Origin of the sequence: Levilactobacillus koreensis JCM 16448 (assembly GCF_001435525.1) — a bacterium.
Classification (GTDB): Bacteria; Bacillota; Bacilli; order Lactobacillales; family Lactobacillaceae; genus Levilactobacillus; species Levilactobacillus koreensis.
On record NZ_AZDP01000030.1, the window covers coordinates 7,799 to 31,405 of the forward strand.

At 46.2% G+C, this 23,607-nt stretch carries 20 protein-coding genes; 14 read left to right on the forward strand and 6 right to left on the reverse strand.

Translation table 11 applies throughout. From position 1 onward, the window contains the following. Positions 1–658: nuclease/transposase family protein (locus tag FC99_RS14090; protein ID WP_476738439.1), on the reverse strand; the 658-nt coding region annotated here is incomplete at its 3' end. Positions 659–870: 212 nt separating this feature from the next. On the opposite strand from FC99_RS14090, the gene FC99_RS01975 reads away from it, so the two are divergent. From FC99_RS01975 to FC99_RS01990, 4 genes are all read left to right on the forward strand, one after another. Continuing rightward, positions 871–2,130 carry a D-alanyl-D-alanine carboxypeptidase family protein gene (locus FC99_RS01975; protein WP_156166899.1) on the forward strand — a complete coding sequence of 420 codons (1,260 nt, stop codon included), beginning with the start codon at positions 871–873 and terminating at the stop codon, positions 2,128–2,130. 582 nt (positions 2,131–2,712) lie between these two features. After that, positions 2,713–3,270: a helix-turn-helix domain-containing protein gene (locus FC99_RS01980; RefSeq protein ID WP_048733036.1), complete on the forward strand. Its 558-nt coding sequence runs from the start codon at positions 2,713–2,715 to the stop codon at positions 3,268–3,270. Positions 3,271–3,374: 104 nt separating this feature from the next. Further along, entirely contained in the window at positions 3,375–3,572 is a 198-nt protein-coding gene (locus FC99_RS01985) for a hypothetical protein (RefSeq protein WP_048733035.1), read from the forward strand. A 31-nt stretch (positions 3,573–3,603) separates the two neighbouring features. Beyond that, complete coding sequence (locus tag FC99_RS01990; protein ID WP_048733033.1) at positions 3,604–3,843, forward strand: DUF2922 domain-containing protein; 240 nt, start codon at positions 3,604–3,606, stop codon at positions 3,841–3,843. Between the two features lie 92 nt (positions 3,844–3,935). Here the strand turns inward: FC99_RS01990 and FC99_RS01995 are convergent, their stop codons facing one another. From FC99_RS01995 to FC99_RS02005, 3 genes are all read right to left on the reverse strand, one after another. Then, positions 3,936–4,772, reverse strand: coding sequence for a DUF3307 domain-containing protein (locus tag FC99_RS01995; protein ID WP_048733031.1), 837 nt, complete (start codon positions 4,770–4,772; stop codon positions 3,936–3,938). Further along, entirely contained in the window at positions 4,769–5,617 is an 849-nt protein-coding gene (locus FC99_RS02000) for a hypothetical protein (protein WP_048733029.1), read from the reverse strand. Before FC99_RS02000 ends, FC99_RS01995 begins: the two co-directional genes overlap by 4 nt. 326 nt (positions 5,618–5,943) lie before the next feature. Continuing rightward, on the reverse strand, positions 5,944–6,531 hold the full coding sequence (locus FC99_RS02005; protein WP_048733028.1) for an SdpI family protein: 588 nt from the start codon (positions 6,529–6,531) through the stop codon (positions 5,944–5,946). A gap of 289 nt (positions 6,532–6,820) precedes the next feature. Between FC99_RS02005 and FC99_RS02010 the strand changes: the two genes are divergently transcribed. The 3 genes from FC99_RS02010 (at position 6,821) to FC99_RS02020 (ending at position 9,201) form a co-directional block, all read left to right on the forward strand. After that, the gene (locus tag FC99_RS02010; protein ID WP_048733026.1) at positions 6,821–8,086 is read left to right on the forward strand and encodes an AAA family ATPase; all 1,266 of its coding nucleotides are present in this window, start codon (positions 6,821–6,823) and stop codon (positions 8,084–8,086) included. 237 nt (positions 8,087–8,323) lie between these two features. Beyond that, on the forward strand, positions 8,324–8,686 hold the full coding sequence (locus FC99_RS02015; protein WP_048733025.1) for a hypothetical protein: 363 nt from the start codon (positions 8,324–8,326) through the stop codon (positions 8,684–8,686). 11 nt (positions 8,687–8,697) lie between these two features. Next, complete coding sequence (locus FC99_RS02020) at positions 8,698–9,201, forward strand: helix-turn-helix domain-containing protein (RefSeq protein ID WP_048733023.1); 504 nt, start codon at positions 8,698–8,700, stop codon at positions 9,199–9,201. Between the two features lie 336 nt (positions 9,202–9,537). Here the strand turns inward: FC99_RS02020 and FC99_RS02025 are convergent, their stop codons facing one another. Next, entirely contained in the window at positions 9,538–10,446 is a 909-nt protein-coding gene (locus FC99_RS02025; RefSeq protein WP_048733022.1) for a LysR family transcriptional regulator, read from the reverse strand. 230 nt (positions 10,447–10,676) lie between these two features. On the opposite strand from FC99_RS02025, the gene FC99_RS02030 reads away from it, so the two are divergent. The 5 genes from FC99_RS02030 (at position 10,677) to FC99_RS02050 (ending at position 20,253) form a co-directional block, all read left to right on the forward strand. Beyond that, positions 10,677–11,888 carry an aminotransferase-like domain-containing protein gene (locus tag FC99_RS02030; RefSeq protein ID WP_156166898.1) on the forward strand — a complete coding sequence of 404 codons (1,212 nt, stop codon included), beginning with the start codon at positions 10,677–10,679 and terminating at the stop codon, positions 11,886–11,888. Between the two features lie 751 nt (positions 11,889–12,639). Next, positions 12,640–14,067, forward strand: coding sequence for a hypothetical protein (locus FC99_RS02035; protein WP_048733020.1), 1,428 nt, complete (start codon positions 12,640–12,642; stop codon positions 14,065–14,067). Between the two features lie 389 nt (positions 14,068–14,456). After that, a complete protein-coding gene (locus FC99_RS02040; RefSeq protein WP_053083538.1) occupies positions 14,457–15,764 on the forward strand; it encodes a hypothetical protein in 1,308 nt (435 codons plus the stop codon). A 409-nt stretch (positions 15,765–16,173) separates the two neighbouring features. Next, positions 16,174–16,686 carry a helix-turn-helix transcriptional regulator gene (locus FC99_RS02045; protein ID WP_048733018.1) on the forward strand — a complete coding sequence of 171 codons (513 nt, stop codon included), beginning with the start codon at positions 16,174–16,176 and terminating at the stop codon, positions 16,684–16,686. A 471-nt stretch (positions 16,687–17,157) separates the two neighbouring features. After that, positions 17,158–20,253 carry a YfhO family protein gene (locus tag FC99_RS02050; RefSeq protein WP_048733017.1) on the forward strand — a complete coding sequence of 1,032 codons (3,096 nt, stop codon included), beginning with the start codon at positions 17,158–17,160 and terminating at the stop codon, positions 20,251–20,253. Positions 20,254–20,682: 429 nt separating this feature from the next. On the opposite strand, the gene FC99_RS02055 is transcribed toward FC99_RS02050, so the two are convergent. Beyond that, positions 20,683–21,351 (reverse strand): hypothetical protein, encoded by a 669-nt coding sequence (locus tag FC99_RS02055; RefSeq protein WP_048733015.1) that lies wholly within the window; start codon positions 21,349–21,351, stop codon positions 20,683–20,685. Positions 21,352–21,677: 326 nt separating this feature from the next. Here FC99_RS02055 and FC99_RS02060 point away from each other — a divergent pair, with 326 nt between their 5' ends. Together FC99_RS02060 and FC99_RS02065 are read left to right on the forward strand one after the other, a co-directional pair. Then, positions 21,678–22,454 carry a hypothetical protein gene (locus tag FC99_RS02060; RefSeq protein ID WP_048733013.1) on the forward strand — a complete coding sequence of 259 codons (777 nt, stop codon included), beginning with the start codon at positions 21,678–21,680 and terminating at the stop codon, positions 22,452–22,454. Positions 22,455–22,689: 235 nt separating this feature from the next. Next, entirely contained in the window at positions 22,690–23,082 is a 393-nt protein-coding gene (locus FC99_RS02065; RefSeq protein ID WP_048733011.1) for a MarR family winged helix-turn-helix transcriptional regulator, read from the forward strand. The last annotated feature ends 525 nt before the right edge of the window (positions 23,083–23,607 follow it).

Sequence of the window (23,607 nt, forward strand, 5' to 3'; positions counted from 1 at the left end):
TTTCACTATCAAAGGCAGTTGCTAGGAAACGTAATCCGCGATCAATCCCTACAATTTGCGGATTGTTCTTAGCATCGAAATCACTAACTTCTTTCGTGATACCGATGTGCAGAAACCACTTGCCCCGGTTATGGACTAACTTAGCAGTCCCGAGCTTCCAATCCTCAGTAAAGTATTTCTCGAATCCTTTGTCAGTGAACCCTAACTTAGTCCGTTTACCCAGGGTGGTTATCGATATTTGCTGCATCTTATCCACGAATGAATAGTTGCTCTGACGAACCAAATCCGCTTGTGGTCGGTGGAACTGGATGGGCTTCACTAACCAGGTCAGGTCTTTGGAAGCTTGAACCCACTTGTTTTCTTCGTTCTTGTAGCGGTAAGGATGTTGCTTCATCTGTTCCTGAACTGTCTTGTAGCGAGCCACAACTGTCCGAAATACAGACTGGACCATCTGACTATTGAGTACTGATTCTTGTCTAAATATTTTGTACAGATGATGATTGATTTTTAACCAACTCAGCTGAAATTCATGGTCAAAGATCCATTGACTGACAAGATTAGCTAATCGTTGATATTCGTGGCTCATTGCTAGAAATTGATTTGCTTGATTTGTATCCGGATAGAGTCTCAACTTGATTGTTCGCCCCAGCTTAACCAATAGCTACCTCCCCTGAAGATTGGGTTAAGTATACCACGATTTGTTCCTAAATAGGGGAACGTACGTTTTAGAAAATGTTAAATTCGGGCATTCATCCCGCGATTAAAATCGCAGGTTTTCTGCTTAGTTGTTAATAAATTTACACGTGATCCTGTGTAGCGGCAAGCCGTCGCTCACAGATGAAAGTTAGGGTGAAAGGAGCGTTCGCGCTTGTGGTTAGAATAAAACACTGGTTGTGGCGCGGGGCAGTATTGGCCCTGGTCATGACCATTTTAGGGGGTATTGGGGTGACCGCACAAGCCGCCACGGTGACGAAGGTCCCTGCACGGGCGGCTTTTGTCATGGATGCGACGAGTGGTCAGGTCCTGTACCAGCAAAATGCGGACAAGAAGTATCCGATTGCCTCGCTGTCAAAATTGTTGACGGTGTATTTAACGGTCAAGGCCATCAATGACGGTCAAATCGGCTGGAACGACCCAGTGCCGATGAGTAAGGACCTTATCAAACTCAGCCACAACTACGCCTATTCCTCATTACGGATGAAGGCCAGCGAGACGTTTACGGTCAAACAGTTGGTGGCGGCGGCAATGATTGCGTCGTCTAACAGTGCGGCGACCGCGTTGGGTGAGTATGTGGCTGGCAACAACGCCAAATTTATTCAGCTCATGAACCAGCAGAGCGCAGACTGGGGCATTGAAGCCCACTTTATCAGTTCGTCTGGGTTGGATAATACCGACCTGAAGGACTTCAACTTGGTTTTGCCGGACACTGGAGCAAAGGAAGAGAACCTAGTCTCGGCTAAGGCGATTACGATTGTTGCCCAACATCTGTTACTTGCCGATCCAGAGATTACGGCAATTTCTAGCAAGACGACGGCCGACATTAATGGCACGCCAATTTTCAATGAAAATAGTTGCTTGCCCGGACAGCCGCAGTATAAGAAGGAAAGCCAGATTGACGGCCTCAAGACCGGATTCACGGAGAATGCCAAGCTGTGCTTCACCGCGACGTACACGGTCAACGGCCAGCGGATGATCGCCACGATTCTGGGCGGGGACACGACGTTCTCGGCCATGAATAAATTGATCAAGCAGCTGAAAAAGAAGTACCAGCTGGAGACAACACCGCTGACCAGTAAGCAGATTTCACTGGCTAATGGGATCACGACGGTCACGGCGGCGCCAATCGTGAGTCAGGCGGGCGTGTGGTATCTCAACCAGTCGGCTAATTTGACGACCAGGGTCCAAACGAAGCTGACGCCGGCCCAATTGTCGTCAGGCACCGTGGATGCGGGCGAACCAGTCGCTCAGGCCACGGTCACGGACACGACCACGGGTGCCAAGCAACAGGTGATGTACCGCTCGCAACAGAACGCCACGTTGTTCGCCGACCGGGTCGTCTTTACGACCAAGGACAAGGCGGACCATCTGTTGACGGCGCTGGTTCAACCGATGAATGTGGCCTTTAAATAGAATAATCCTCGACGGCAAAACTCACTATCCAAATGAGTTTTGCCGTTTTTTTTGTGCGGTCACTATATGTCTAACCGCCGTAATTACCCACACCTCGGGCAACTAACCCTAAAAATACTCAGTTACGGGTTGCCTGCAGCATTCATAGAAAATACTTCCACCGGCACGACCCCTAACCACCAGTAACTGACTATTAGCCGTCAGCATGACAACGCCCGTTACGTTACCGCTCAATCGGTAGTTAGCCAGCGACTGATGCCCATCCCTAACTGAATCAGGAATGATCCGCGTACCGTCAATCTTTCGCGGGCCTGATCACGCTAGGGGGTAACACGAAAAAATTTGCCAATAGTGTAGTCCTTTACCCGAAAAAAGGTGCAAAAACTGAACAAATTAACGAACCATACAACGCCGAGATTTTCCCGCCAGTTGATCTCTTAGGGGTTAAGCAAACAAAGACGTAATTGAATTTATCGCAACGGGTGCCCGTTTTTAGTGTGTCGGTCGTTTCCTCAATCATTGATAAATTAGAGCCTGTCCATAGCGCTATGGATCATCGAAATTGAGAGGATGATTCATAAAATGACCATCGATAACGCCGCCGCGTACCAGTTTCTGTTTACAGGCGATCACGAAACCATACTATATGCCGTGTTGAAGAAACTCAATCTGAAACCCGGTCACCCGGATTACGAGGACTATTTCCAAGAGGCCCGCGTGCTATTTCCTGATATTTATCACGCGTTCCCGGAAGATCCCGAGGAGAAGCCACACCAGTTTCTGGCCTATGCTCAGCAGAAGTTGTACTGGACGCTGATGGACCAGCGCCGACGCGACTTCCGCGAGAGCAGTCACCAGGAGAACGGGGATGGCGACACATTGCTGAGTGGGTTGCCCGGTGATGATGATGTCTTGGCCGCAATTGGCCTCGCCGATTACCGCAAGTATTTGCTGAAATTAATTGGTGCGTCCGGTAAGACGGGCGAATGGCACTTCCTAGTGGGCACGCTGGTCGACCAGCTGACGGTGGACGAGATTGCCGTCAAACATCAGGTGAGCCGCAACACGGTCTACCGTTGGCGGCGTTTGCTGACCCAACGACTGATTCACCATTTAACATCAGATCACGATATTTTTTGAATTAATTTCGCCAAACGCGTTACAAAATCGGTTCGGATTTCGTTAGTAAGAGTGTAGGGGTTGGCCAACACTTACCAAAATCGCACCACGAAGGGAGCACCACCATGCAAACAAATTGGAAGAAAACGACCATTACCTTTATCCTCGGGACTGACGCTGACCATCCGGTGAAGATCGTGTTACAAAACGCGATTGCCGATCCGGCGGCCAAACAAGTCGAGGACTTCGGCGGTTACCTTTCCGGTTTGACGGGTTTACCATTCAACAACGCCGTCATCGCCACTCAGAACGCTGTTGCCTAACGCCGCTTATTAATAGAAAGGAAGTCATTCAATGAAAGCATTAGAATTGAGTTTTAAAGGTTCCGACAAGCGCATCAAGCACCTCCGCCTGAAGTACGTCAACACGGAATTGACGCCGACTGAGGTCGAGAACCTCATGAAGCAGATGGCGGCTGCCAAGCTGTTCGCCAAGGACGGTATGGAACTCTACGCCGAGCCACACGCCGCCAGCATCGTGGAAACGACCAAGACGGCTTTGGTCACGGCTAAACCCGTGGTACCAGCCGTCTAACGTCCTGATCCATTAGTCACCAACAAGTAACGCAGCCCAAAACAACCGCCATCCGTAATGGGGTGGCGGTTGTTTTGGGCTTACATAGAGGATTATGCGTAAAATAATTGGTGAACGATTAGTGGGAATAGACAACCTAGTAGTAGGCTCAGAATGCTTCCTAACAGGTAGTACTCTGCGAATTCTGAGTTATCCAAAGCTTTAAAGCGGGTCACTGCCTTGATAGCGACCACGATTGAGATGCTGGGGATACTGTTTGAGAGGAAAAAGATGGCAATCATGATTCGTTCTAGATTGCCAATGTAGCCGCCTAAGTGGTATTTTGGCGCTGTATCATTGTGATTCGTGTTTTCAACCGTGGGAATAACACCGGTACCAGTTAGAAATTTCTTGATGAAATACTCTGAGAATTTAGTCTCAAGTATAAGTAAAATTAGAATCCCTTGGAGTATAACGATGACGTTGCCACCCTTTAATGACGTTTGAAGTTGGGTGTAGGCGGTGGCTAACCTACTGGAGCCTAGGATAATATCAATTGCTAGAAAGATAGAAATCAGATGTAGAATTTGATCTAAAGTGTACGTGACGACATCGGACTGTTTCGTGAACCAATGGTTTTTAAGCCCAAGCTGAATCGGATACTTTATTGCATCCAGTACGAAATGAAATCCAGATATCCAGAGGAGAATCAAGAAATAATCAAGAAGATTGAAAGCGTCATGATTGCCGCCGTGGATAAGTTGCTGGCTTGACCAAACGATGAAATATAAAGCTAAACCGATTACTAAGTTAGAGATGACGGCGTGACCAAACAAACATTTTGTTTTCTGCCAAGACATTTTTCCGGATTTGATTTCAACGGTAGTGTCGCGCTGAAAGATGAAATCCACTAACAGGTGGGTCAGGTAGGTCATCATGATGATAGTCATAGTTGCTGTACCAGCTCTTCCTTGATATTGAGGAGTCCATTTACGATGGCATTTTGAATGAGGATAACGGGTTCTTTCTTTACGGGTGCTAGCATGACAGAAACTTTTGAGGAGACCTGTGCTCTTTGAATAGGGTCGCTGTAATCGACATTGAAGGATGACATCTTATATTTTTCGGCTAATTCATGTGCCAAATTAATATTTGAAATCTGTCGTTCGGGGTAAAGTAGCGCATAGCCAAATCTTTTACTTTTGGTATTCAGAATTTTCTCGTACAACAGATAGAATAAACCTGTGATAGCATCGGCACTAGGCTGTGTGTTGAGCGCAGATGTTGTATTGATAAGAAGCTTAAATGGCGATTTTTTAAAAGAAAATTGTGGTGTTGGGACTTGATTGTCGACGATTCTTTTGACCAGCGTGATTCCTTCAGTAGCCCGCGAGATTGAAGATCCGTTGACAACGTCGACATTGTTTAATTGGTTAATGTTGGTATCAACAGTACCGACCCCGACAGAAAAGTAGAATGCTAAGTGTTTTCCTGGAATCATTTTTGTGACGGCCATTTCTTGAAATTCAGAGCGGTAATATAACGAATTGCAAAATTGATAAATTCGGTAGACTAAGGCCTCCATTCCCTCTTGGAGTACAATCATAATTGAATCCCCATCCTTTTGCTGGAAGGTGGATTCTCCTATGTCCATAATAAACTCGGCATTTAATTTGCGGACGAAGTAGGAGATAAAACTATTGGTTGCTTCTTGATCTACAAAATTTGTTCGACTTCCTTTAAGGTCGATAATAATCGTGAAATAAATAGGTTTTCTGTTTGGATTCCGCAACATTGAAAATCACCTTTAATCTATTGACGTATTTTAATATCGTGGTAAAATGCAAAAAAAAATCGAAAATATATGTTTATTCTTAGCATATTGGCCTAATATGGCTAAATTATAGCATAATTATATGTTTAAAAATAGTATGAAATTTTAGGGAATTTAGCAATTTATTTTTTTTGAGTGGGTCCAGAGAAGAAACAATCCATTTAAGGTGGGATGATGGCAGGTGTGGTGCTAGTAGTGGCGCATCTTAGTCATTACAAAAAGACGGTCATCCTTATTCAAAGTGACCGTCTTTTTGTAATGTAGAAACCTGATAGGGACATGGTATTTCATACAGATTTCGACAGCTGATAAGAATAAACGATCGTTACCGCGGCCATGAAGATAGAGCCGGTAATTAGAGCGTACGCCAGCCAGTCGGCGCTCAGCTGGGCGAAGAAGCCACTGATAATGCCGGTAGCGAGTAGGAGTCGGGCACCGAGTAGGTTCGTTTTTTGCCAAACGATGGGGGATTTGTAGGTCCAGGGGACGCGAATACCGATGAGATGATTGCGCGAAACGTAGGGAAGACTGAGCGCAAGGAGGGAAGAAACGAGGGCAAGTCCGCCGAGGTTGCGGTTCAGCGTCGTCGTTTGAAGTACTTTGGGGAAGAGCAGGAGGATCAGCGCATAAATGGCGAAAACCAGGTTGTAGTCCAGTAACATTTTGGCAAAGATGGTCGATTTCTTTGTAAAGTTGGCAGCCAGTAACAATAGAAAAATGGCGGTAAAGGCCAACAAGTCAGCGCCAGAGCGAACGGGTTGGAGATAGCCCGCTTGGAAATGGGTAAGTTGTGCCAGCCAATTCAGAAGTAAGAGCAACGCATTGCCGAGCAAAAACAGTCGCGTTTTCGCGGGCGTGTAGTGGGGAAGTAGCATCGTGATCAGTCCAATCTATCGCCCATTGATGAGGGTTTAAGGTATTTTAGGGCTGGAGCGAGTGTTGGGAGGCGTGAAGGGCGTTGGATAATTAGGTGACTGAACGGAGATAGTTGATCAGAGCAGTTAGAACAAATTGAGAAATGGTTAGCAATTCTAAAATAAGAACATAATATTGTGATTTAAAAACATATTTTTAGTTAATAGACTATCTAAAAGGACAATAATCACAGTTTAGTTTCGTTTTCATGCTATAATCACACTACCTACTCGGAAGGAGCGTGCTATTTTGCTAATTGATTTCAGAATGAAGAACTTTAAGTCTTTCAAGAATGAGGCCATTCTCTCGGCTGAGGTTGGCGAACGATTGAGTCGATTTAAAAAGACAAATACAATTAATATTGGCAGAACTTCTGTGTTAAAAAATTTATTAATATTTGGGCCAAATGGTTCAGGAAAGTCTAATCTCTTGGCTGGCCTCAAAACGATGAAGCACATGGTTTTGAATGATCCAGCCAAGGTGACCGATGTTTTGCCTGCTAGTCAATTTTTGTTAAGCACACACTCTGATGCTGAGGATACAACGTTTGCTGTGGATTTTAAAAAAGACGACTCTGAGTATAAATATGAGTTTTCATATAACCAAAAGATCATCACTTATGAAAGATTAACATTAATCAAAAAGGGCAAAGAGTCTGTTTATTTCGAAAGGAATCAACAAACATTTTTGTCATTGCCCAAGTCCTTGACTGATGTTTCGGAAAGAACCAAGGCCAATAGTCTATTTCTATTTACCGCCCAACAGAATAACGATGCGGTGGCAATCAAGGCAGTGACCTGGTTTGACGAAGATTTGATCTTTGTTGAATCTTATCAGGAAGAAGCGATTCCTGATGACTTGGCAATGTTGGTTAAGGATGACCGAATTAAAAAACAATTATTGCGGTTCTTACGGTTCGCCGATTTTAACATTATTGATATTGAGGTCCTTGAGGGTGAGCCACTACCAGTATCCGGCTATATAATTCCAGTTCTTCATACCAATACGAGATTGCTCACAGTTCATAAAGTATATGATTCAGCTGGAAATTGCGCTGGTCATAAAAAATTGGCTGTCGCGAGTGAATCACGAGGAACCCAGAAAATATTGATGATTGCATTGTCTATTATTAGCGCTGAACTACACGGTGATGGTAAGACGCTACTTTTCGATGAATTCGATGATTCATTGCACTTAGAGTTATCACAGGCGTTAATCAGAATATTTAATTCCGAGTCTAATAAGAATCAGTTCCTATTAACAACGCATGAACTACAATTATTAGATTCAGCAATTCGGGTGGATCAAATTTACTTAGTGGAAAAAGACTTCCAAGGGGTTAGCGATTTGAACTCAGTTTTTGATTTTAGGGATATGCGAAATACGTCACGCCAGGGCGTTAGCTATATGAAACGATACATCGAGGGCCGTTTTGGCGCGACGCCGATTATTGATCCTGAAGAGATGCTGGAATCGTTGTCTGGAATCCGAAGTGAGGCTAATGGCGATGAGTAGAAGTGGGAGAAAACGGGGACAGGGTAAAGGTGCAAATATAGTAATGAGTGGTGGAAAGTCCTTCACTAATTTGTTGTACGACGTGACTTATAAACCTCAGCTAAATAGTGTACATCCGCATTTGGAATCGTGTGTTTGACTATAAAAATCATTATAGGACAGAGAAATTGCTATGACAGTAGAAAGAGTATATTATGTTACCTACAAGTAACATAATATACTCTTGGGGGAGAAGCTTTGAAGGATGATAAAGCTAATGTTGAACTAACAATTTTTCGATTAATAGAGTTTTACGAGCAAGGAAAACTGGATGTCAGGCTAAATAAAAAGTCACGACTATTCTTGGATGAGATGGGGATCTCTTATAAGAGAATGGTTCGAGAAGCGCTGATGGTTTTAAGCAAGAGTCAGTATTTTCGTGGTCCATCTGCTGTTCACCATCAGGAGAGTAATCATAATCTACGTGGCTATGAGTTTTTAGTGGCCTTGTACAAAGAGCAGCTGTATGTGAAATTTTACGTTTCTACGCGTGGAGCAGAGCTACGTTCGTTACATCCCAGTGAGAAAAGTCCAGATCAAACGTTTACGAAATTCAAGTGAGGTGTACGCAAATGGGACAAAATTATAAGTGGCTAAAAGATATTGAGAGAAAGCGGTCCCTAACCGGTGAAATTGAAGAATTCTCAGTTATTTCTGTGACTGAGGAGGTTAAAGTAAGACGACGAGTAATTACGGCCGTGCATACTTATTGGGTACCAAAGGGAGAAGACTTACGAGACGACGATAACTATTTAGAACCAATCGATAATCCAGATTATAATTTACAACTGGATTTCCGTGAGTATCGTAAGCGGTTTGGCGTCTTGACTCCTAATCAAATCAAAGAGATACGTCAAGGCTATCATTTGAGCCTAAGACAGTATGCTTTAGTCTTAGGGATAAGTTATAGCACACTATCTGAAATTGAAAATGGTCTCGTTTTACAGTCCGACGAGCAAGAGAGCCTTTTTCGAATGTCCGAGAGTTCGCAGGCATTTACCAGGTTAGTACAATCTAAGGTAGCGGTAGTCCCAGAAAGGCAATATCAGAGTATCCGGCAAAAATTAGTGTTGTAGTGGAAGCAGCAATAGTAATGGAAACTCAAAAGGAGTGACGGCCATCGTCACTCCTTTTGATATGCAATAAATTTCAATTTGGAACAATTGTTAGGGCTCCAATCAACTGCTGTAAAAGAACCTCACAATCAGAGCCGAAGGAGGCCAGGGACGGAGCCAGCCGTGGTAATCTTGTTAGCTGGCCATTGGCTAGCTAACAAGATGGGCGACTTTGGAGACGCGTGAATTTCGCGGCTTCAAAGCGAGCGAGAAGCCTGATGTTCTTCCAGGCTGAAGCGTCCCCACAGCAGGCGTAGTCCCTGGCAGCCGTAGCGCGGTCAGCTACCACTATTACCACTACCCCACATGCGGATGTTCCAGCACCTTATCCGGGTAAGTCTCCGCCACGTACCGAGTGATGGCGGTAATCATCTTCGCCGTCGAGGGCGCCTTGGCCTGCTCGGAGTTGACGACCAGACAGATGGTTCGGTAGAAGCGCGTGTCAAATGGATAGACGTTAACGTTCCCGCTGACTCGTTCTAATGCAAGTTCAGGCAGAATCCCCATGCCCATGCCGGCTTCGACCATGGCGAGAATCGATTGGTCGTCGATGGAGAAGCGCAGAGCGTTGGGGCGAATCTGGTAATGATCCAGCGCGGCCTTCGTATCCTTATCGTAGTCGCCCCGTTGCAAGATAAAGTTTTGGTCGACCAAGTCCGCCGCCGTGACCGTGGTGCGGTTGGCGGGGATGAAGTCGCTCGGCGTGATGCAGTAGATTTCGTCCTTGATCAGTGGGAGAACGGTTAATTTCTCGGCAACTGGGAGCGCGGACAAACCGAGATCCAGCCGGCCCGTCTTCACGGCCGAGGCAATGTCGCCGAAGCCGGCCTGTTCGAGGGTGATGTCAATTTGCGGAAAGTCCTGCTTGAATTGCCGGATGATTGGTGGCAACCAGGCGATGCAGACGGACGAGAAGGCGCCCATCCGGACAGAGCCGGCATTCATCCCATTAATGTTGGCGGCGGCCTGTTGGAGCCGGTCTTCGGCGTTGATGACGCCCTGAATCAGCGGCAGGACGGTCTTCCCATCCGGGGTGAGCTCCACGCCGGTTCGATTGCGAATGAAGAGGGGAAACCCGAGTTCTTTTTCCAATTGATTGACGGAATGGCTAATAGCTGAGGGCGTCACGTTCAGCGTTTGCGCGGCCCGGTAAAAGGTTTGTTCTTGGACGATAGCTTGGAAGACGCGATAAGCAAAGGGTAACATCGGGGACACCTCCTTGGTAAAGATGAATAACATTCACGCTATTTCGAGATGGTTGAAATAGCTTTTCTTTCACAGGTATTCTATCATACTCTCAGGTTAGCAGGAAGCCTCAGTCGGTAGTTTGGCCGGTCGGTAAGGTAACGGCTAAATGCGATACCGGCAGTGAATGATGACGATAGTGACGGCGAGTCTGGCTGGGGGCTGGATTCGTCAGAAAGGTGGACTCTATTATGAAAAATTTGTTAGCACAACGCGCCAATCCCGACGTGACTTCGGCCTTAAGTGGCCTGTTTCCAACTGATACGCACCCGGACGCCATTTCCTTTGCGGCGGGTAGTCCCAGGGAAAGCCTCTTCCCCGTCAAAGAGATGCAGCGGGCGTTTCACGACGCCATTGATCAGCAGGGGGCCCACCTATTCCAATACCAAACGGCGCAGGGCAACCCGGAATTACGGGCGAAGCTGGCGGCCCGTATCGGTAAATGGGGCCAGGTAGTGACGACCGCGGACAACGTTGTCCTGACGGTCGGGGGGCAGCAGGCCATCGAGCTGGTGGCCAAGGCCTTACTGGACCCGGGCGATGAAGTGGCCGTGGAGGTGCCAACGTATGTGGGGGCGTTGGCGGCGTTCGACCTGTATCAACCGACGTATCACGCGGTGGGCCTGCAGGCGGATGGCCTCGACTTGGATCAGTTGGAGGAAACGTTGCGGCAACACCCGGGCATCAAGCTGCTGTACACGGTGCCGGACTACCACAACCCGACCGGAATCACGATGAGTGTGGCGAAGCGACGGCAGTTGGTCGATTTAGCGAATCGCTATGACTTTGTGATCTTAGAGGATTCGCCATACCGCGACTTGGGCTACGTGCAGTCACCGCTACCAGCCATCAAGAGTTTTGACACGCAGGGCAGAGTCGTCTTCGTGTCGAGTATGTCAAAAATTTTAATGCCGGCGTTGCGGACGGGCTGGTTGGTGGCCGATGGCGACTTGTTGGCGGCCATCATGAAGGTCCGCTTCGGTAGCGACTTGGAAACGACCGGCGTGACCCATGCAGCGATTAATGTATTTATGGAAGAAAACGATTTGGATGCACACGTTAATGTGCTCAAAAATCACTACCGCGAGCAGTGTGCGGCGATGGTCGCGGCGTTGCAAGCGGACTTCCCGGATGAGGTCGACTTCACGACCCCACAAGGTGGCTTCTTCGACTGGGTCACGTTACCAGCTGGCATCGATACGGGCAAACTCCTGGCGAATCAAATCATTCCGCAGGCACACGTCAGCTACGTGCCAGGAACCAACTTCTATCCGAACCGTGATAGCCACAATGGTCTGCGCCTGTGCTTCACGGGCATGACGCCGGATGAGATTGCGGTAGGGATGAAGCGGTTAGGCGATCAGGTAAAGGCTGCGGTCCGGGAGACTCGACCGGTATTTTAGAAGGAAAACAATTTGATCTGAACGCTCATATGCTAAACAGAATTCATGTGAGCTCATATCAGGAGTTAAAAAAGGCCTGTGTGAGGCTTGACTACGAGCAGTGGAGACGCTAATATTAATGTACATTAAACGAGGGACTATTGTCCATTGGGCGGCAGAGCGTTTGGTGCCCTCGATAAAAAGGATATCACCTAGGTGATATCCTTTTTTGGTTACATAAAATGGTTTTAGTTTAAAAGAGCATACAAAAAGGCCCGGCGAATAATAGTTCGCCGGGCCTTTACCTTAAAGAAGTTAGTCGTTTCCGTTCTCCGCGGAAGCGATCACTTTAAGGTAACAATTTCCTGTTGCCAAAAAGCATCACCCCCTTTCATTTAATACCTGCAGTATGGACCGTCAGGGGATGTTTTGCAAGTAAGTTGCCTTACCTTAACGGGGCATTAAACTTTATGAAATTGAAAACCTTTTGAAAGGCAGTGCATGTGGAATCTTTAGTTAAAAAAGCTGACAACAATATTGAGGACACATGACAGGAATATTACAGAACACAGGAAATTATTTCATTCCAACGACAAAACAGGCATATTCCTTGTTTCTTAGGGGTTATCCAGCTATAATCAACTTTGTAGTTAAGGAATGGTGGAAATGAGTTAGCAAGTTAGGGAATAAATTTCTTAACAAAAGCGCTGATTTCGGTTATACTATTCTTGCTTGATAAATTACATATATTATGTTTGGAGGAAGAAAAATTATGCAATCAAGTTTAAAGAAATCTCTTTACTTGGGTCTGGCTGCTTTAAGCTTTGCCTCAGTTGCTGCAGTTTCAACTACTGCCTCAGCTAAGTCATATGCTACTGCCGGTGCCTACACTACTTTGACCGCTGACGCTACTAAGCGTAACGTTGAAGCTACTGGTACAAATGCTTTATACACTAAGCCTGGTACTGTTAAGGGTGCTAAGGTAGTTGCTTCTAAAGCAACTATGGCTACGTTGGCTTCATCAAAGAAGTCAACTGACTACTTCCGTGCTTATGGCCAAAAGGTTACTAACCGTGGTTCAGTTTACTACCGTGTAGTAACGATGGACGGTAAGTACCGTGGTTACATCTACGGTGGTAAGGCTGAAGGTACTTTTGCTGGCGGTATCAAGTCTGCAGAAACTACTACTAAGGCTGCATTACCAACTAACAAGACTGTTTACTTTGCAAACCCTGGTAAGACTAATGTTACGTGGAATGCTCCTAAGAACACGCAATACAAGGCAAGCAAGATGGTTACCAACACAACTCCATTTGCTGGTGACACTTTGACCATCACTGATGCAGTTACTAAGACCCGTGAAGGTTCTCTGTACTACTACGTTAAGGATGCTCAACACCCATCAGTAAACGGCTGGATCTTCAGCAAGGCTGTTACTGCTGACAAGTCAGTATCTTTCAACCAAGCTACTGATATCAAGGTTAACTTTGTAAACCCTGATGGCACTTCAGTTGCTACTTCATCGCTACAAGCTTTGCTTGCTAACAACACGGCTAACACCGCTGTTGGTACTGCCAAGGCTAACGCTGTTGGTACCGCTGTTGGATTCGATGCACAAAACAAGGCTACTGATGCTTGGGGTGTTACTGCACTTAAGGGTACCGGTTATGTATACACTGCCGCAACTGCATCTAACCAAGCAGCACTTCTTAGCGCCAAGACTGGTGACACTGTTACCTTGACTGTTGCTAAGGCTGCTGATGCCGTACAAAGCATCTCTGCATACTACCAAGTTGGTACTACTGTCAACAAGTTGGCATCCGTTGGTACTGATGGTGTTGCATTGAACTTGCAAGTTACCTTCCCTAAGTTGGCTGCTGCATTCTCTGGTGCCACTGGCTCTAGCTATGCTGCAAACGACGTAGTTAACTTCTTAACTACTAACAAGGTTACTACTTTGACTTCTGCTGACTACGCTAAGGATGCTGATGGCAACGTTGTTGCTACTGACGCTTCTAACGCTGTTAAGGGTAACGACGGTAAGGTTACTGTATACCACACTGTTTACACCTTAACTTCTGGCGTTGCTGGTAGTTACACTAAGGGTGGCGTTGCATCTGCATTCTACAACACTGCTAAAGAAGTTACCGGTACTGGTGCTACTACCAGTAACACTGGTGATGTTTCAATCTTCGGTTAATATTCATTAATTGAGTGATTTAAAAAGGATTCCTTTGGGAATCCTTTTTTTATTAGAATATTTTTGGAGTGAAGGTGTAAGCACCTAATAACTGACCATATTAGAATTGGATTCAAAATAAGAATGGCGCCTTCGTTTTTGAGGATGCCATTCTTATTTCCACTAAGCGGCTACTGTATTAAATTAAGTGTTACCAAGTGAGCTTAGCAATGAAACAATTGAATTATTTTTAAAGAATAGTTACCAGTGATCTACGGGGTGCTAATCATGACCCAGAAGTGGTATCTTTAATGTTAATTAAGTTTAGCTAAATAGCGGTATTCTAAAATAAAATTTGGTATACTAAATGACGTTATTAAAATAACTTATTTCAGAGGAGAAATGAAAATATGCAATCAAGTTTGGTAAAGACACTTTATCTTGGTTTAGCAGCGTTGAGTTTAGGGGCAGTTGCTACTGTTTCTACGACCGCTCAAGCGGCTAGTAAGGCTAAAGTTGTTACAAGTAAGACTTTAACGACTGATGGTGCAACGCGTAACGTTGAAGTTACGGGGAAAAACGCTTTGTACTCAAAGCCTGGGACGGTCAAGGGCGCTAAGAAAGTTGCTTCTGTAACGACAATGAAGAAACTGGCCGCCTCCAAGAAGTCTGCCGATTACTTCCGTGCTTACTACATGAAGGTAACGAACAAAGGTTCAGTTTACTACAAGATTGTTTCCATGAACGGTAAGTATCGTGGTTACATCTATGGTGGTAAGGTTCAGGATACTTTTGATGGTGGTATTGCTAAGGCAAATACAATCACTGATCAAACAGCAACAAACACTATGGTTGGTAAGACAGTCTATTTTGCAACTCCTGGTAAGTCTAATGTTACTTGGGACGCGCCTAAATATACACAATATAAGGCTTCTAAGCAAATTAAGAGTACCGCCAACTATGCTAATGACGCTTTAAAGGTTACTGCTGCTGCAACTAAGACACGCGAAGGTTCCCTTTACTACTATGTTGAAGATGCGTCTAACCCTGCTATTAGCGGTTGGATCTATGCTAATGCCGTAACAACGTCTAAGAGTGATACTGCTAAGGCTGAAAACGGAATTACTTTCAATTTTGTTGACAAATCGTCGGGTGCAAAGGTTTCTTCGGCTGTCTACGAATTTGCTGCAGGATCGACAACCTTGAAGCTGGCTGATGCCTACAAGCAGGCTAAGGGTTTGGTTCCAACTGGTTACTCAATTGCCGGTGAAGATGCAGCATCATCCTTTGGTTCAACTACAGCTACTTATGCAAAGAATTCCTCAGTGACTGTTTATGTGACTGCTAACGATGCAGTTTCCTTAGGGACGACGTTGAAGGTTTACAATTCAGATATGGAAGCTGCACAGACATCACTTGCCTTCCCAGCTGATGTTCAAACTAAAATTAATGCTGATACCTTCTTTAAACAAGCTAAGGGTAAGCTTGCATCTGCAGCTGATATTCAAACACACTTACAGGCTGCTGGTGCCGGTTCATTCGTTGTCGTTACTAAGACACCTAATGCCGATGGAACTTTCGTTGCTTACCAGTACACGCTGAAGAGCGCAACGGATGGCGTCTTTGGTGGTGCCAAAGCGACGGTTTACTATACTGCCGTTAAAGGGTCGGTCAAATCAACAACGACGACCTCTAACAGTGACTTTATTGCCGGATAATCTCTTCAAGTTAGTTAATGCTTGCTTTGAGATAGTCTTTAAATGCAATTTGGAGTTCGGATAATCAATTAAAAAGTTAGGACCGCTAGACTTTATTCTTTAGTCTAACTGCTCTAGCTTTTTTGTTTTCTGCCGGGAGTGCAAAAGAAGAGTGTTCAGAAAGCTGGAGTATTCTAATGACATAGATTTGATGACAACTATTGGTAGCCAGTATAGTTATTTACATTCAATACTTTGAGCTTAAAGTAAGATTCGTGAGTGTTTTCGAGTTATAAATTTATTTGTAAGACGTTTTGTTCTGCTATTTGGTAGTTGCCCTGTATAGTAAGTAAATGTAGCCGAGAGATGAGTTCACATGTCTTTGGCTGGCAAATCTGTTAGTGGGGATTCTTCAAAGGGGGAGCGAACAATGGTTAAATTGATTGCAAAGGTAGCTCATCAGGATTTAACCGGAGCGCCAGTTGAATTTAACGTGATTGAAGTCGATGAAGAAGTGGTGATGTTCGATGCACCACTGACCAACACACACCGTTACTGGGTACCAGCTACGGTCGAAATTGATGATGAGGAAGAGTATTTAGAACCTGTAGATGATCCGGATTATAATTTTCGGATGGATTTTGCGCTTTATCGGAAGAGATACCACTTTTTATTACCGGATGAAATTAAACTGGCTCGTAAACAGCTAGGGTTGACGGTTAGAGAAATTGGTGTGGTCTTGGAAATTGATCCACAACAACTGACAGAGATTGAAGACAACGTTGCGTTGCAATCGTTTGATCAAGAGGTTAAGTTGGCTTGGTTGACGAAACGGGGTTTGTTTGCGGAGATTGTTGATGGACATCGTGAGTTGATTCGTGAACGTTGTGCTCGATATGGTGTGAATGCAGATGACTTATTTAAACAGGTATTACATTCGTAGATTAAGTCGCGAATTGCAAGAATAGGTTAGTTACTAGTACCAGGGGATTCTTAGGGATGGAGTTTAGCATGGGTATTGAGCTGAGCTTAGTCTCAGACGGTAGAAGCGTTCGGCAATGTGACTGCCAGCTTTGACGCGACCTTAACGGCTGGTACCGTTGACAACTCATCTTCTAATAACAACTGGATTGCTTAGTTTTACTTTAGATGTGCTTCCAAACCATGTCTTACTACAAGTGATTTAGTCATAACCCCCTCAAGCCTGATTGCACTTGAGGGGGTTTAATTTGAGTAAAAATTAAATTATAGGAAAAATAGTTACCGGTGTGTATTTTTATAATGTCTCAAATAGATTTCAATCTGTTATCAATCCCATCGTAATACGTAGAGAGTGATAATTCTTTGTTATGCTTAAAGGTGTAGAGAATGATTTGATAGTTATTTGGATGTAATAGTTTGGAGGATATAATTAATGAAGTTCAAAAATCACCGTTTGCCAGTGTGGTTGCTTTATACGGCGTCTTTTGTGGTGATTGCGACACTTAGCTTTGGGGTGTTGAGTCTGGCGGGACGGACGTTTATTTGGGATATGGATGGGATTGCCCAACATTATCCCATCATGCATGAGTTCCAGCGTTTACTCCATCACGGGGGGCTCGGTAGTCTCACCGGGTGGTCGTGGACGTTTGGTATCGGGGCCGATAAGCTGACCACGTTGGCCTATTACGTCCTCGGTGATCCGTTTGCTTATCTGCTGGCACTGCTGCCAACGAAGATGCTAGAAACCGGTTACGGGTGGATGGTGATTGCGCGGCTCTACGTATCCGGGCTTGCCATCATCCCGTTGGCTAAGCAGTATCACTTTCGGCCGTCTAGCCAATGGTTAGGTGCCTTAGCTTATGCCTTTACCGGCTACTCGTTGATGGTGGGGGTTCACCATCCCTTCTTCCTATTGCCGATGATTTTCTTCCCACTATTGTTGGTCGGTATCAACCGTATCTTGGAAGGCCACAGTTGGACGCTACTCGGGCTGATTACCGGGATTACCGTTCTCAGTAACTTTTACTTTGCTTACATATTGGGTCTAGGGAGCCTGATTTACCTGTTGATTCGCTGGCGGCATTGTCAGACGGCGGGTACTTTAAAAATTAAAGGGTGGCAAGTCCTGTTACGTAGCATTCTTGCCGCCGTCGGAGGACTGCTAGTTTCCGGAATACTGATCTTGCCATCAGCCTTGATGATGTTGAGTTCCACGCGAACTAACGGGACGTTTGCCAACGGACTGACCCTATATCCCATCAGTTACTACCTGCAATTGGGGAATACCGTCCTGACGACGGGGAACGCGCTGAACTACTGGGCGGTTTTGGGTATCAGCAGTCTGTCCTTTCTAGGGTGTATCTACGTTCTACGACACTTCCGAACTTATCGGTACTTGGCGGGCACGTTGGTGTTGTGTGCGGTCGGCCTACTTTTTCCGGCCGTTGCTGCGTTCTTTAACGTGTTTTCGACGCCGTCTAACCGGTGGCTGCTCTTGGTCGCTGTGCCAGTAACGCTAGCTTTGATGACCTTGTTTGATCACTTCAATGAACTAGAGCCGCGCGATGGGTGGTGGCTGCTGGGTGGTTCATTAGCCCTTTTACTGGTCGTTTACGCGGGCAATGGGTTTATTTTTAACAATGATGCCCGGAACTTTGTGAGCTATGGCTTCCTGCTAGTAGTGACCCTATTGGCCGTGGCTAGTAGTCGCGTGCCGTCGCGCTGGTTAAAATTACTGGCGGGGCTGGTCGTTGGCTTGAATCTGATCAGCAATGCTTGGGGCTACACCGACGTCAACGTTACGAGTCGGGCTAACCAGCAATTGCGCCAAGGTGATGCGACCCGCTACATGCAGGGCTATTTTGACCACGCTGACCGCGACATTGCGCAAGGGAATAACTTCTCCCGGGTCAGCAGTACCTCCGCGTATAACCTCTTTCAGACGGTGGGGAACAACATGACGATGGCACACCAACTGCGCGGCGTGATGTCTTACTTCTCCGTGCAAAATGGGGCGGTCGGAGCGTTCAGTAAGGACGTCCAAAATGCCCAATTTGCCATGAACTCGCCGTTGGGACAACTCGATGGCCGGTCCAGTCTGAACCATTTGCTAGGGGTCAAGGAGCTCTTCACGCGCCAAGACCAACTCGATGAGAAGACGGCGCTTCCATACGGATATCACGTGACCAAAAAGGACTATCCCGAGGTACCAGTCTACAGTCTCTCGAACGGAACGGGGACGCGAATTCTTAAAACGTCACTCAACCTGCCACTGGTCTACAGTCAACCGAAGATTTTGACCAGCTATCAGTGGGACCAGTTGGACGCGGTCGACAAGGAACGGAGTCTGACACAGGCGGCCGTGGTGGATTCTGGTAAGGGTCTGACACAGGCCAACTACCAGTCGCCAAAAAAGGTGCTGGATTACACCGTGGCGGTGGACCAGAAGCCGGTTATCGACAGTGCGAACAAGGTTGTCTCGTACCGGTTGGCTCAGGCCGCGGCGGGACAGAAGTCAATTTTGAATTCTAAGCAGAGAAAAACGTATGGACCGAAGATTACTGTCCCAAAGATTGAGACGGATAGTGATGGACTGATGAGTAAGGCTAACAAGGACAAGTATGCATCGGCCGTGAAGTTAGAACAGAATCAGCAAGCTTTGGACTATGTTTTAGGCCAGAATAAACGAATTTTAGCGAACAATCAGGCGATTAATAAAACGGGATTGCACCAAATGACTAGTGATGCGCAGGGGCATCGATTGACCTATACGCTGACGTTGGACCAGCCACAGCTGGCACAGGGAGCAGAATTGTATTTGGAAATTGATGGAATTAGCTCGGAGCAGCTTAACGCACAAAGAACGGTCCAGCAGAAGGCTAATTCAGCAATTTTGGGTGGTCAACCGCGACCAACGACGACTAAAATTAATAATTGGCGAAATGCGTTGCTGAATCCTGACCTTGGCAGTTTTTGGCTAACGGCACGTACGCGTAATCAGTCTAAGAGTTTTGCGCAAATGGGAGTTGACAAGCTATCTGATTATGAACCGCGTCGACATGCACTTATGAACCTGGGCTACTCTAAAGCGGTGCGCAAGACGGTTAAGGTGACATTTCATTCGACACATCAGATTAATTTTAAATCTGTTCGACTGGTGGCAATGCCGTTTAGGTCGAGTTACAACCAGCAAATTCGGCGGATTCAGCGGCGAGGATTGCGGGCAGAACGTGTGACGAACAACCGTGTCAGCGGAACGTTGAAGATGAAAGAGGCGGGGATAATGACAACGTCGATGCCGTACTCATCTGGCTGGCGTTTGACAGTTGATAATCGGCCGGTCAAGACATTGGAGGTTAATGCGGGTTTTGTGGGTGCACAATTGACAGCTGGTAAGCATCAAATTGTTCTAGCTTATGAAACGCCAGGCTTATGGCTAGGGATTGATTTGACAATTACTGGCCTAGTCGGGCTACTGATTTTCGCGATAATTCACAATTGGCCAAAGCGACGACAATATAAGCATTAAATAGTGTAGCTGAATCTTTAAAGCCTTCTGTGACACTATTATCAAAGGTAGTTGCTTTGATCTTTGCACTAGGCTAGGTTAAAATTATTGTATTGTAAAAAGGTATTTGGCTTTCCAGGCCAAACACCAAGCTAATACTTACCCTACCGCCTGTGAGGCATATTCTCGACTTAGATTGATTTTTGTTGTCCGCGTAATTAGAAGGAACCAACTACATGGCTTCACAAAACACTGTGTCAGAGGTGCAACTCTGATACAGTGTTTTTAGACTAGACAAAGAAGATAGTCGATGGAAGGGAAAAGGGACTACTGTGTTAGTTAGTTCACCACACCTTCCAAATACATTTAACTGATTCAACAATTAATCATTATCGCAAATAATTAATAAACCCACTAACAAGTCGATTTCTTGCTAGTGGGTTTTTAAATTCAATGGCGGTCGCCGCCCATGGGTAATCGTAATTGGGTGGGGAGATCTCGCTGTGACAAGTTTAAGTGCTGACACAGCGTGGTGTATAAGTCATCAGCGTAAATGAACGCGTCCAGATTGGTCACGTTTAGCCGTTGACAAAGAATCTGGATGACGGTATCTGTAACGGGTAACTGGGCGGCTTCCATTTGCCAATAGGCCATGGGGGATAGCCGGTAGTAGAAGCTGGTAATCAGCAAAGGACACCACTCGATGCGTTCCCGCACACAACGTAAAATGTCCGCGTAACTGTTCCGTGCCGCGGGGTCCGCCATCTTCACAACGGGATGTTTCGTAGCGTACCAATCGCTGCTGGGCCATTTAAACTTGCCCTGACGGCGGTAGGCTTGGCCGGTAGCTTCTTTTGCCGTGATAATGGTAGTAATGGCCGCTTTTAAGTCTGGGGCCAATCGAAAATTCGCAACCTGATCTGCCGTCACTTGATAACAGTCGTAGAGCAGCGTTAGGGTGTCCGGGTCGGGACGCGTGATGTGGCCCCGTTCCAGTTCAAGTAAGTACCAGGCCGGTAGATCGACCATGGCCAAGATTTCGTCGGGCATTGCGCCAGCTGCCAAAATCAGTCGCATCTGACGGAGCGTTTCGCCCAACGGATGCCGATATTCTTGCATACGCACGTCGCCTCCTCATTACTTTGAGTATAGCAAGTTAACTAACGGATTGCATGAAATTCAGGTAACAATTCTAGCTAGATTTATGAGAAAAATCGAATAAACTGGATATTAATATATTTATAGTTCGTAATAATTTTAACGATAGTTTCCCCTGAAACCCATTAATATCCGCAAAATATCGCTGATATAGTGTAAAAACTATTTTAAAAAAGCAGGCTGTCTTTCTTGCTATTATTCGGTTTTTGTGAGAATCTATAGCTGGGCAAACAAGGGGCCATGTTAAGTTATCACACACCTCAATCGTCCTGAGGAGGAGATAGTCGATGGCTAATTCGTTGACCCATGGTTTAACGGCGGAGTACCAGGAAAAGGTTGCGGCGGAGCAGGTGGTCAATTTCACGAATCTCCAGCCCGCCGACGTGGAAATATTTGTTCCTGGTGATCAGGTCGAAATTGATTGGTCGACGCTCTTGTATTTGAAAAATTATAGTTCCAGCGACCATGCCGCAGATACTGTTATCTGGACAACGACTGGGTTTTATCGCACTGAGCGAACACCCCTTGCACTGCTTCAGACATTGAGCAAGTGTGTCGGGGTTGACTGGTTTGATTACCGTGTGGAGAAGGGCTTTTTGAAGCTGACAAGTCCAACGCCATTTGTATTGGGTGATCTGCTACTGTTTGCAACGGAACGCTCTCAATATGGCAAATACTATAGCTGGCTGAATGGCCGCTATCTGCAGAGTGTCAACACAACTGCCCGCAAAGAGGAGAGCCGGATCTCCTTGACAGTTAGGATGGAGATGATTATCCGGGACTCGACCACCCGCCTGAGCAAGAGTTGGGGTGAAGTACTTCAAGTACAACGGTCACGGCAACAATGGGTGAAGCAGTTCATGCAGACGCCACAGGCTGGCCCGCTGATTGAGCGGCCAGTTCGAGTGGATGAGCTGACTTACTGCCAATATTTTGCCAAGCAATTATTAACCGCTTACATGAAGAAAACCCAACCCAAAGCTACCAGCGTGGTCGATGAAGAGGCCCTCTGGCAAGTTTTACGGGACGATCAACGTGGCATGGAGCCGCCGCTCGATTCCTGAAGAATCCCCGTTAAACCAAGGCTGGCACCATTAAATATAAGTGATATAATAGCAAATTTGGCCAAGATGTGATTTGTTTATAATATAGTCGGTTATCTATGATAGGATAATTGGGGTAGGCCACTTAGTTACTGTGAGAATCAGCCATTAAGCGACCAATATGTATGATGACTATGTTAAAGACGAACTGGGACCCACGGCATGGGTGTCAGTGGTCACGAGGAGGAAGAGTGTCATGATGGAAGCCAATAAACTGGCCGTGGACGTGGAGCGAATCCACCAACTGAATTCGCTGCTACGACCCTTTATTAAACGGCCCAGCACTGGAGATGCAATCACGTTTGAGCAGTACCGCATCTTACACGAGCTTGCGTCTGAGAAAATCAGCACGAGCGAACTGTCTCGTCGCCTAAACGTTGGGCAATCGATGGTCTCCATTCAGATCAGTCGACTGTTGAACGGGGGGTTCATTCAAGATGAAACGTTACCAACCGACCGACGGTATCACGTTTTCCAGATTACGCCGCGGGGACGGCGTGTTGAAGAACACGTCAGCGATGTTCTGTCTGGCGAATTGCCGGAGTTAATGCGGCAACTAGCGGATATTATTGAGACATCAGCGGAGTAGGAGTTCACGCCACACCGCGCGCGAGACTGCGTAGCAATGCGTAATCAGTGGTGATGACGTGAGAAACGGCGAACGGGCCTGAGATGGAAAGTCTCGGGCCCGTTCGTTGTGTGGTGAGGGAAAGCAAATTCTCAAGTTCTTCGACTAGCGGTCAATTCACACTGGTTTGCTATTAATAGTTAATAACAAAAGGTTGAAAAATGAAATACCTGTCTCGTCCCAATATCGGTAAGCATTCGCGCCACTAAATTGGTGGCAATTTTCCGCACTCCGGCTGACAGGGATTCCGCCTGCTGTGGGGACGCTTCAGACTGGAAGAGCACCAGCCTTCTCGCTCGCTTTGAAGCCACGAAGACCGCGTGTCTCCAAAGTCGCCCGGGCTGTAAACTGGCTTCAGAATCGCCAGCTAACACCACCTCCACGGCTGGCTGCATCCCTGTCCTCCTCCGGCTTGACTGTGCTTTACCATGACAACAGTCGGAATACCTGGAGATTTAGCGTTTTCGGTCCAATCGATAACGACTG

What these genes read in the sequence shown, in the direction of transcription:
- FC99_RS02060 (WP_048733013.1), top strand. Translation starts at nt 21,678, where the DNA reads ATGGCTAATTCGTTGACCCATGGTTTAACGGCGGAGTACCAGGAAAAG.
- FC99_RS02025 (WP_048733022.1), bottom strand. Translation starts at nt 10,446, where the DNA reads ATGTTACCCTTTGCTTATCGCGTCTTCCAAGCTATCGTCCAAGAACAA.
- FC99_RS02020 (WP_048733023.1), top strand. Translation starts at nt 8,698, where the DNA reads ATGGGACAAAATTATAAGTGGCTAAAAGATATTGAGAGAAAGCGGTCC.
- FC99_RS02065 (WP_048733011.1), top strand. Translation starts at nt 22,690, where the DNA reads ATGATGGAAGCCAATAAACTGGCCGTGGACGTGGAGCGAATCCACCAA.
- FC99_RS01990 (WP_048733033.1), top strand. Translation starts at nt 3,604, where the DNA reads ATGAAAGCATTAGAATTGAGTTTTAAAGGTTCCGACAAGCGCATCAAG.
- FC99_RS02035 (WP_048733020.1), top strand. Translation starts at nt 12,640, where the DNA reads ATGCAATCAAGTTTAAAGAAATCTCTTTACTTGGGTCTGGCTGCTTTA.
- FC99_RS01995 (WP_048733031.1), bottom strand. Translation starts at nt 4,772, where the DNA reads ATGACTATCATCATGATGACCTACCTGACCCACCTGTTAGTGGATTTC.
- FC99_RS01980 (WP_048733036.1), top strand. Translation starts at nt 2,713, where the DNA reads ATGACCATCGATAACGCCGCCGCGTACCAGTTTCTGTTTACAGGCGAT.
- FC99_RS02005 (WP_048733028.1), bottom strand. Translation starts at nt 6,531, where the DNA reads ATGCTACTTCCCCACTACACGCCCGCGAAAACGCGACTGTTTTTGCTC.
- FC99_RS02000 (WP_048733029.1), bottom strand. Translation starts at nt 5,617, where the DNA reads ATGTTGCGGAATCCAAACAGAAAACCTATTTATTTCACGATTATTATC.
- FC99_RS01985 (WP_048733035.1), top strand. Translation starts at nt 3,375, where the DNA reads ATGCAAACAAATTGGAAGAAAACGACCATTACCTTTATCCTCGGGACT.
- FC99_RS02050 (WP_048733017.1), top strand. Translation starts at nt 17,158, where the DNA reads ATGAAGTTCAAAAATCACCGTTTGCCAGTGTGGTTGCTTTATACGGCG.
- FC99_RS02055 (WP_048733015.1), bottom strand. Translation starts at nt 21,351, where the DNA reads ATGCAAGAATATCGGCATCCGTTGGGCGAAACGCTCCGTCAGATGCGA.
- FC99_RS02045 (WP_048733018.1), top strand. Translation starts at nt 16,174, where the DNA reads ATGGTTAAATTGATTGCAAAGGTAGCTCATCAGGATTTAACCGGAGCG.
- FC99_RS02030 (WP_156166898.1), top strand. Translation starts at nt 10,677, where the DNA reads ATGAAAAATTTGTTAGCACAACGCGCCAATCCCGACGTGACTTCGGCC.
- FC99_RS02040 (WP_053083538.1), top strand. Translation starts at nt 14,457, where the DNA reads ATGCAATCAAGTTTGGTAAAGACACTTTATCTTGGTTTAGCAGCGTTG.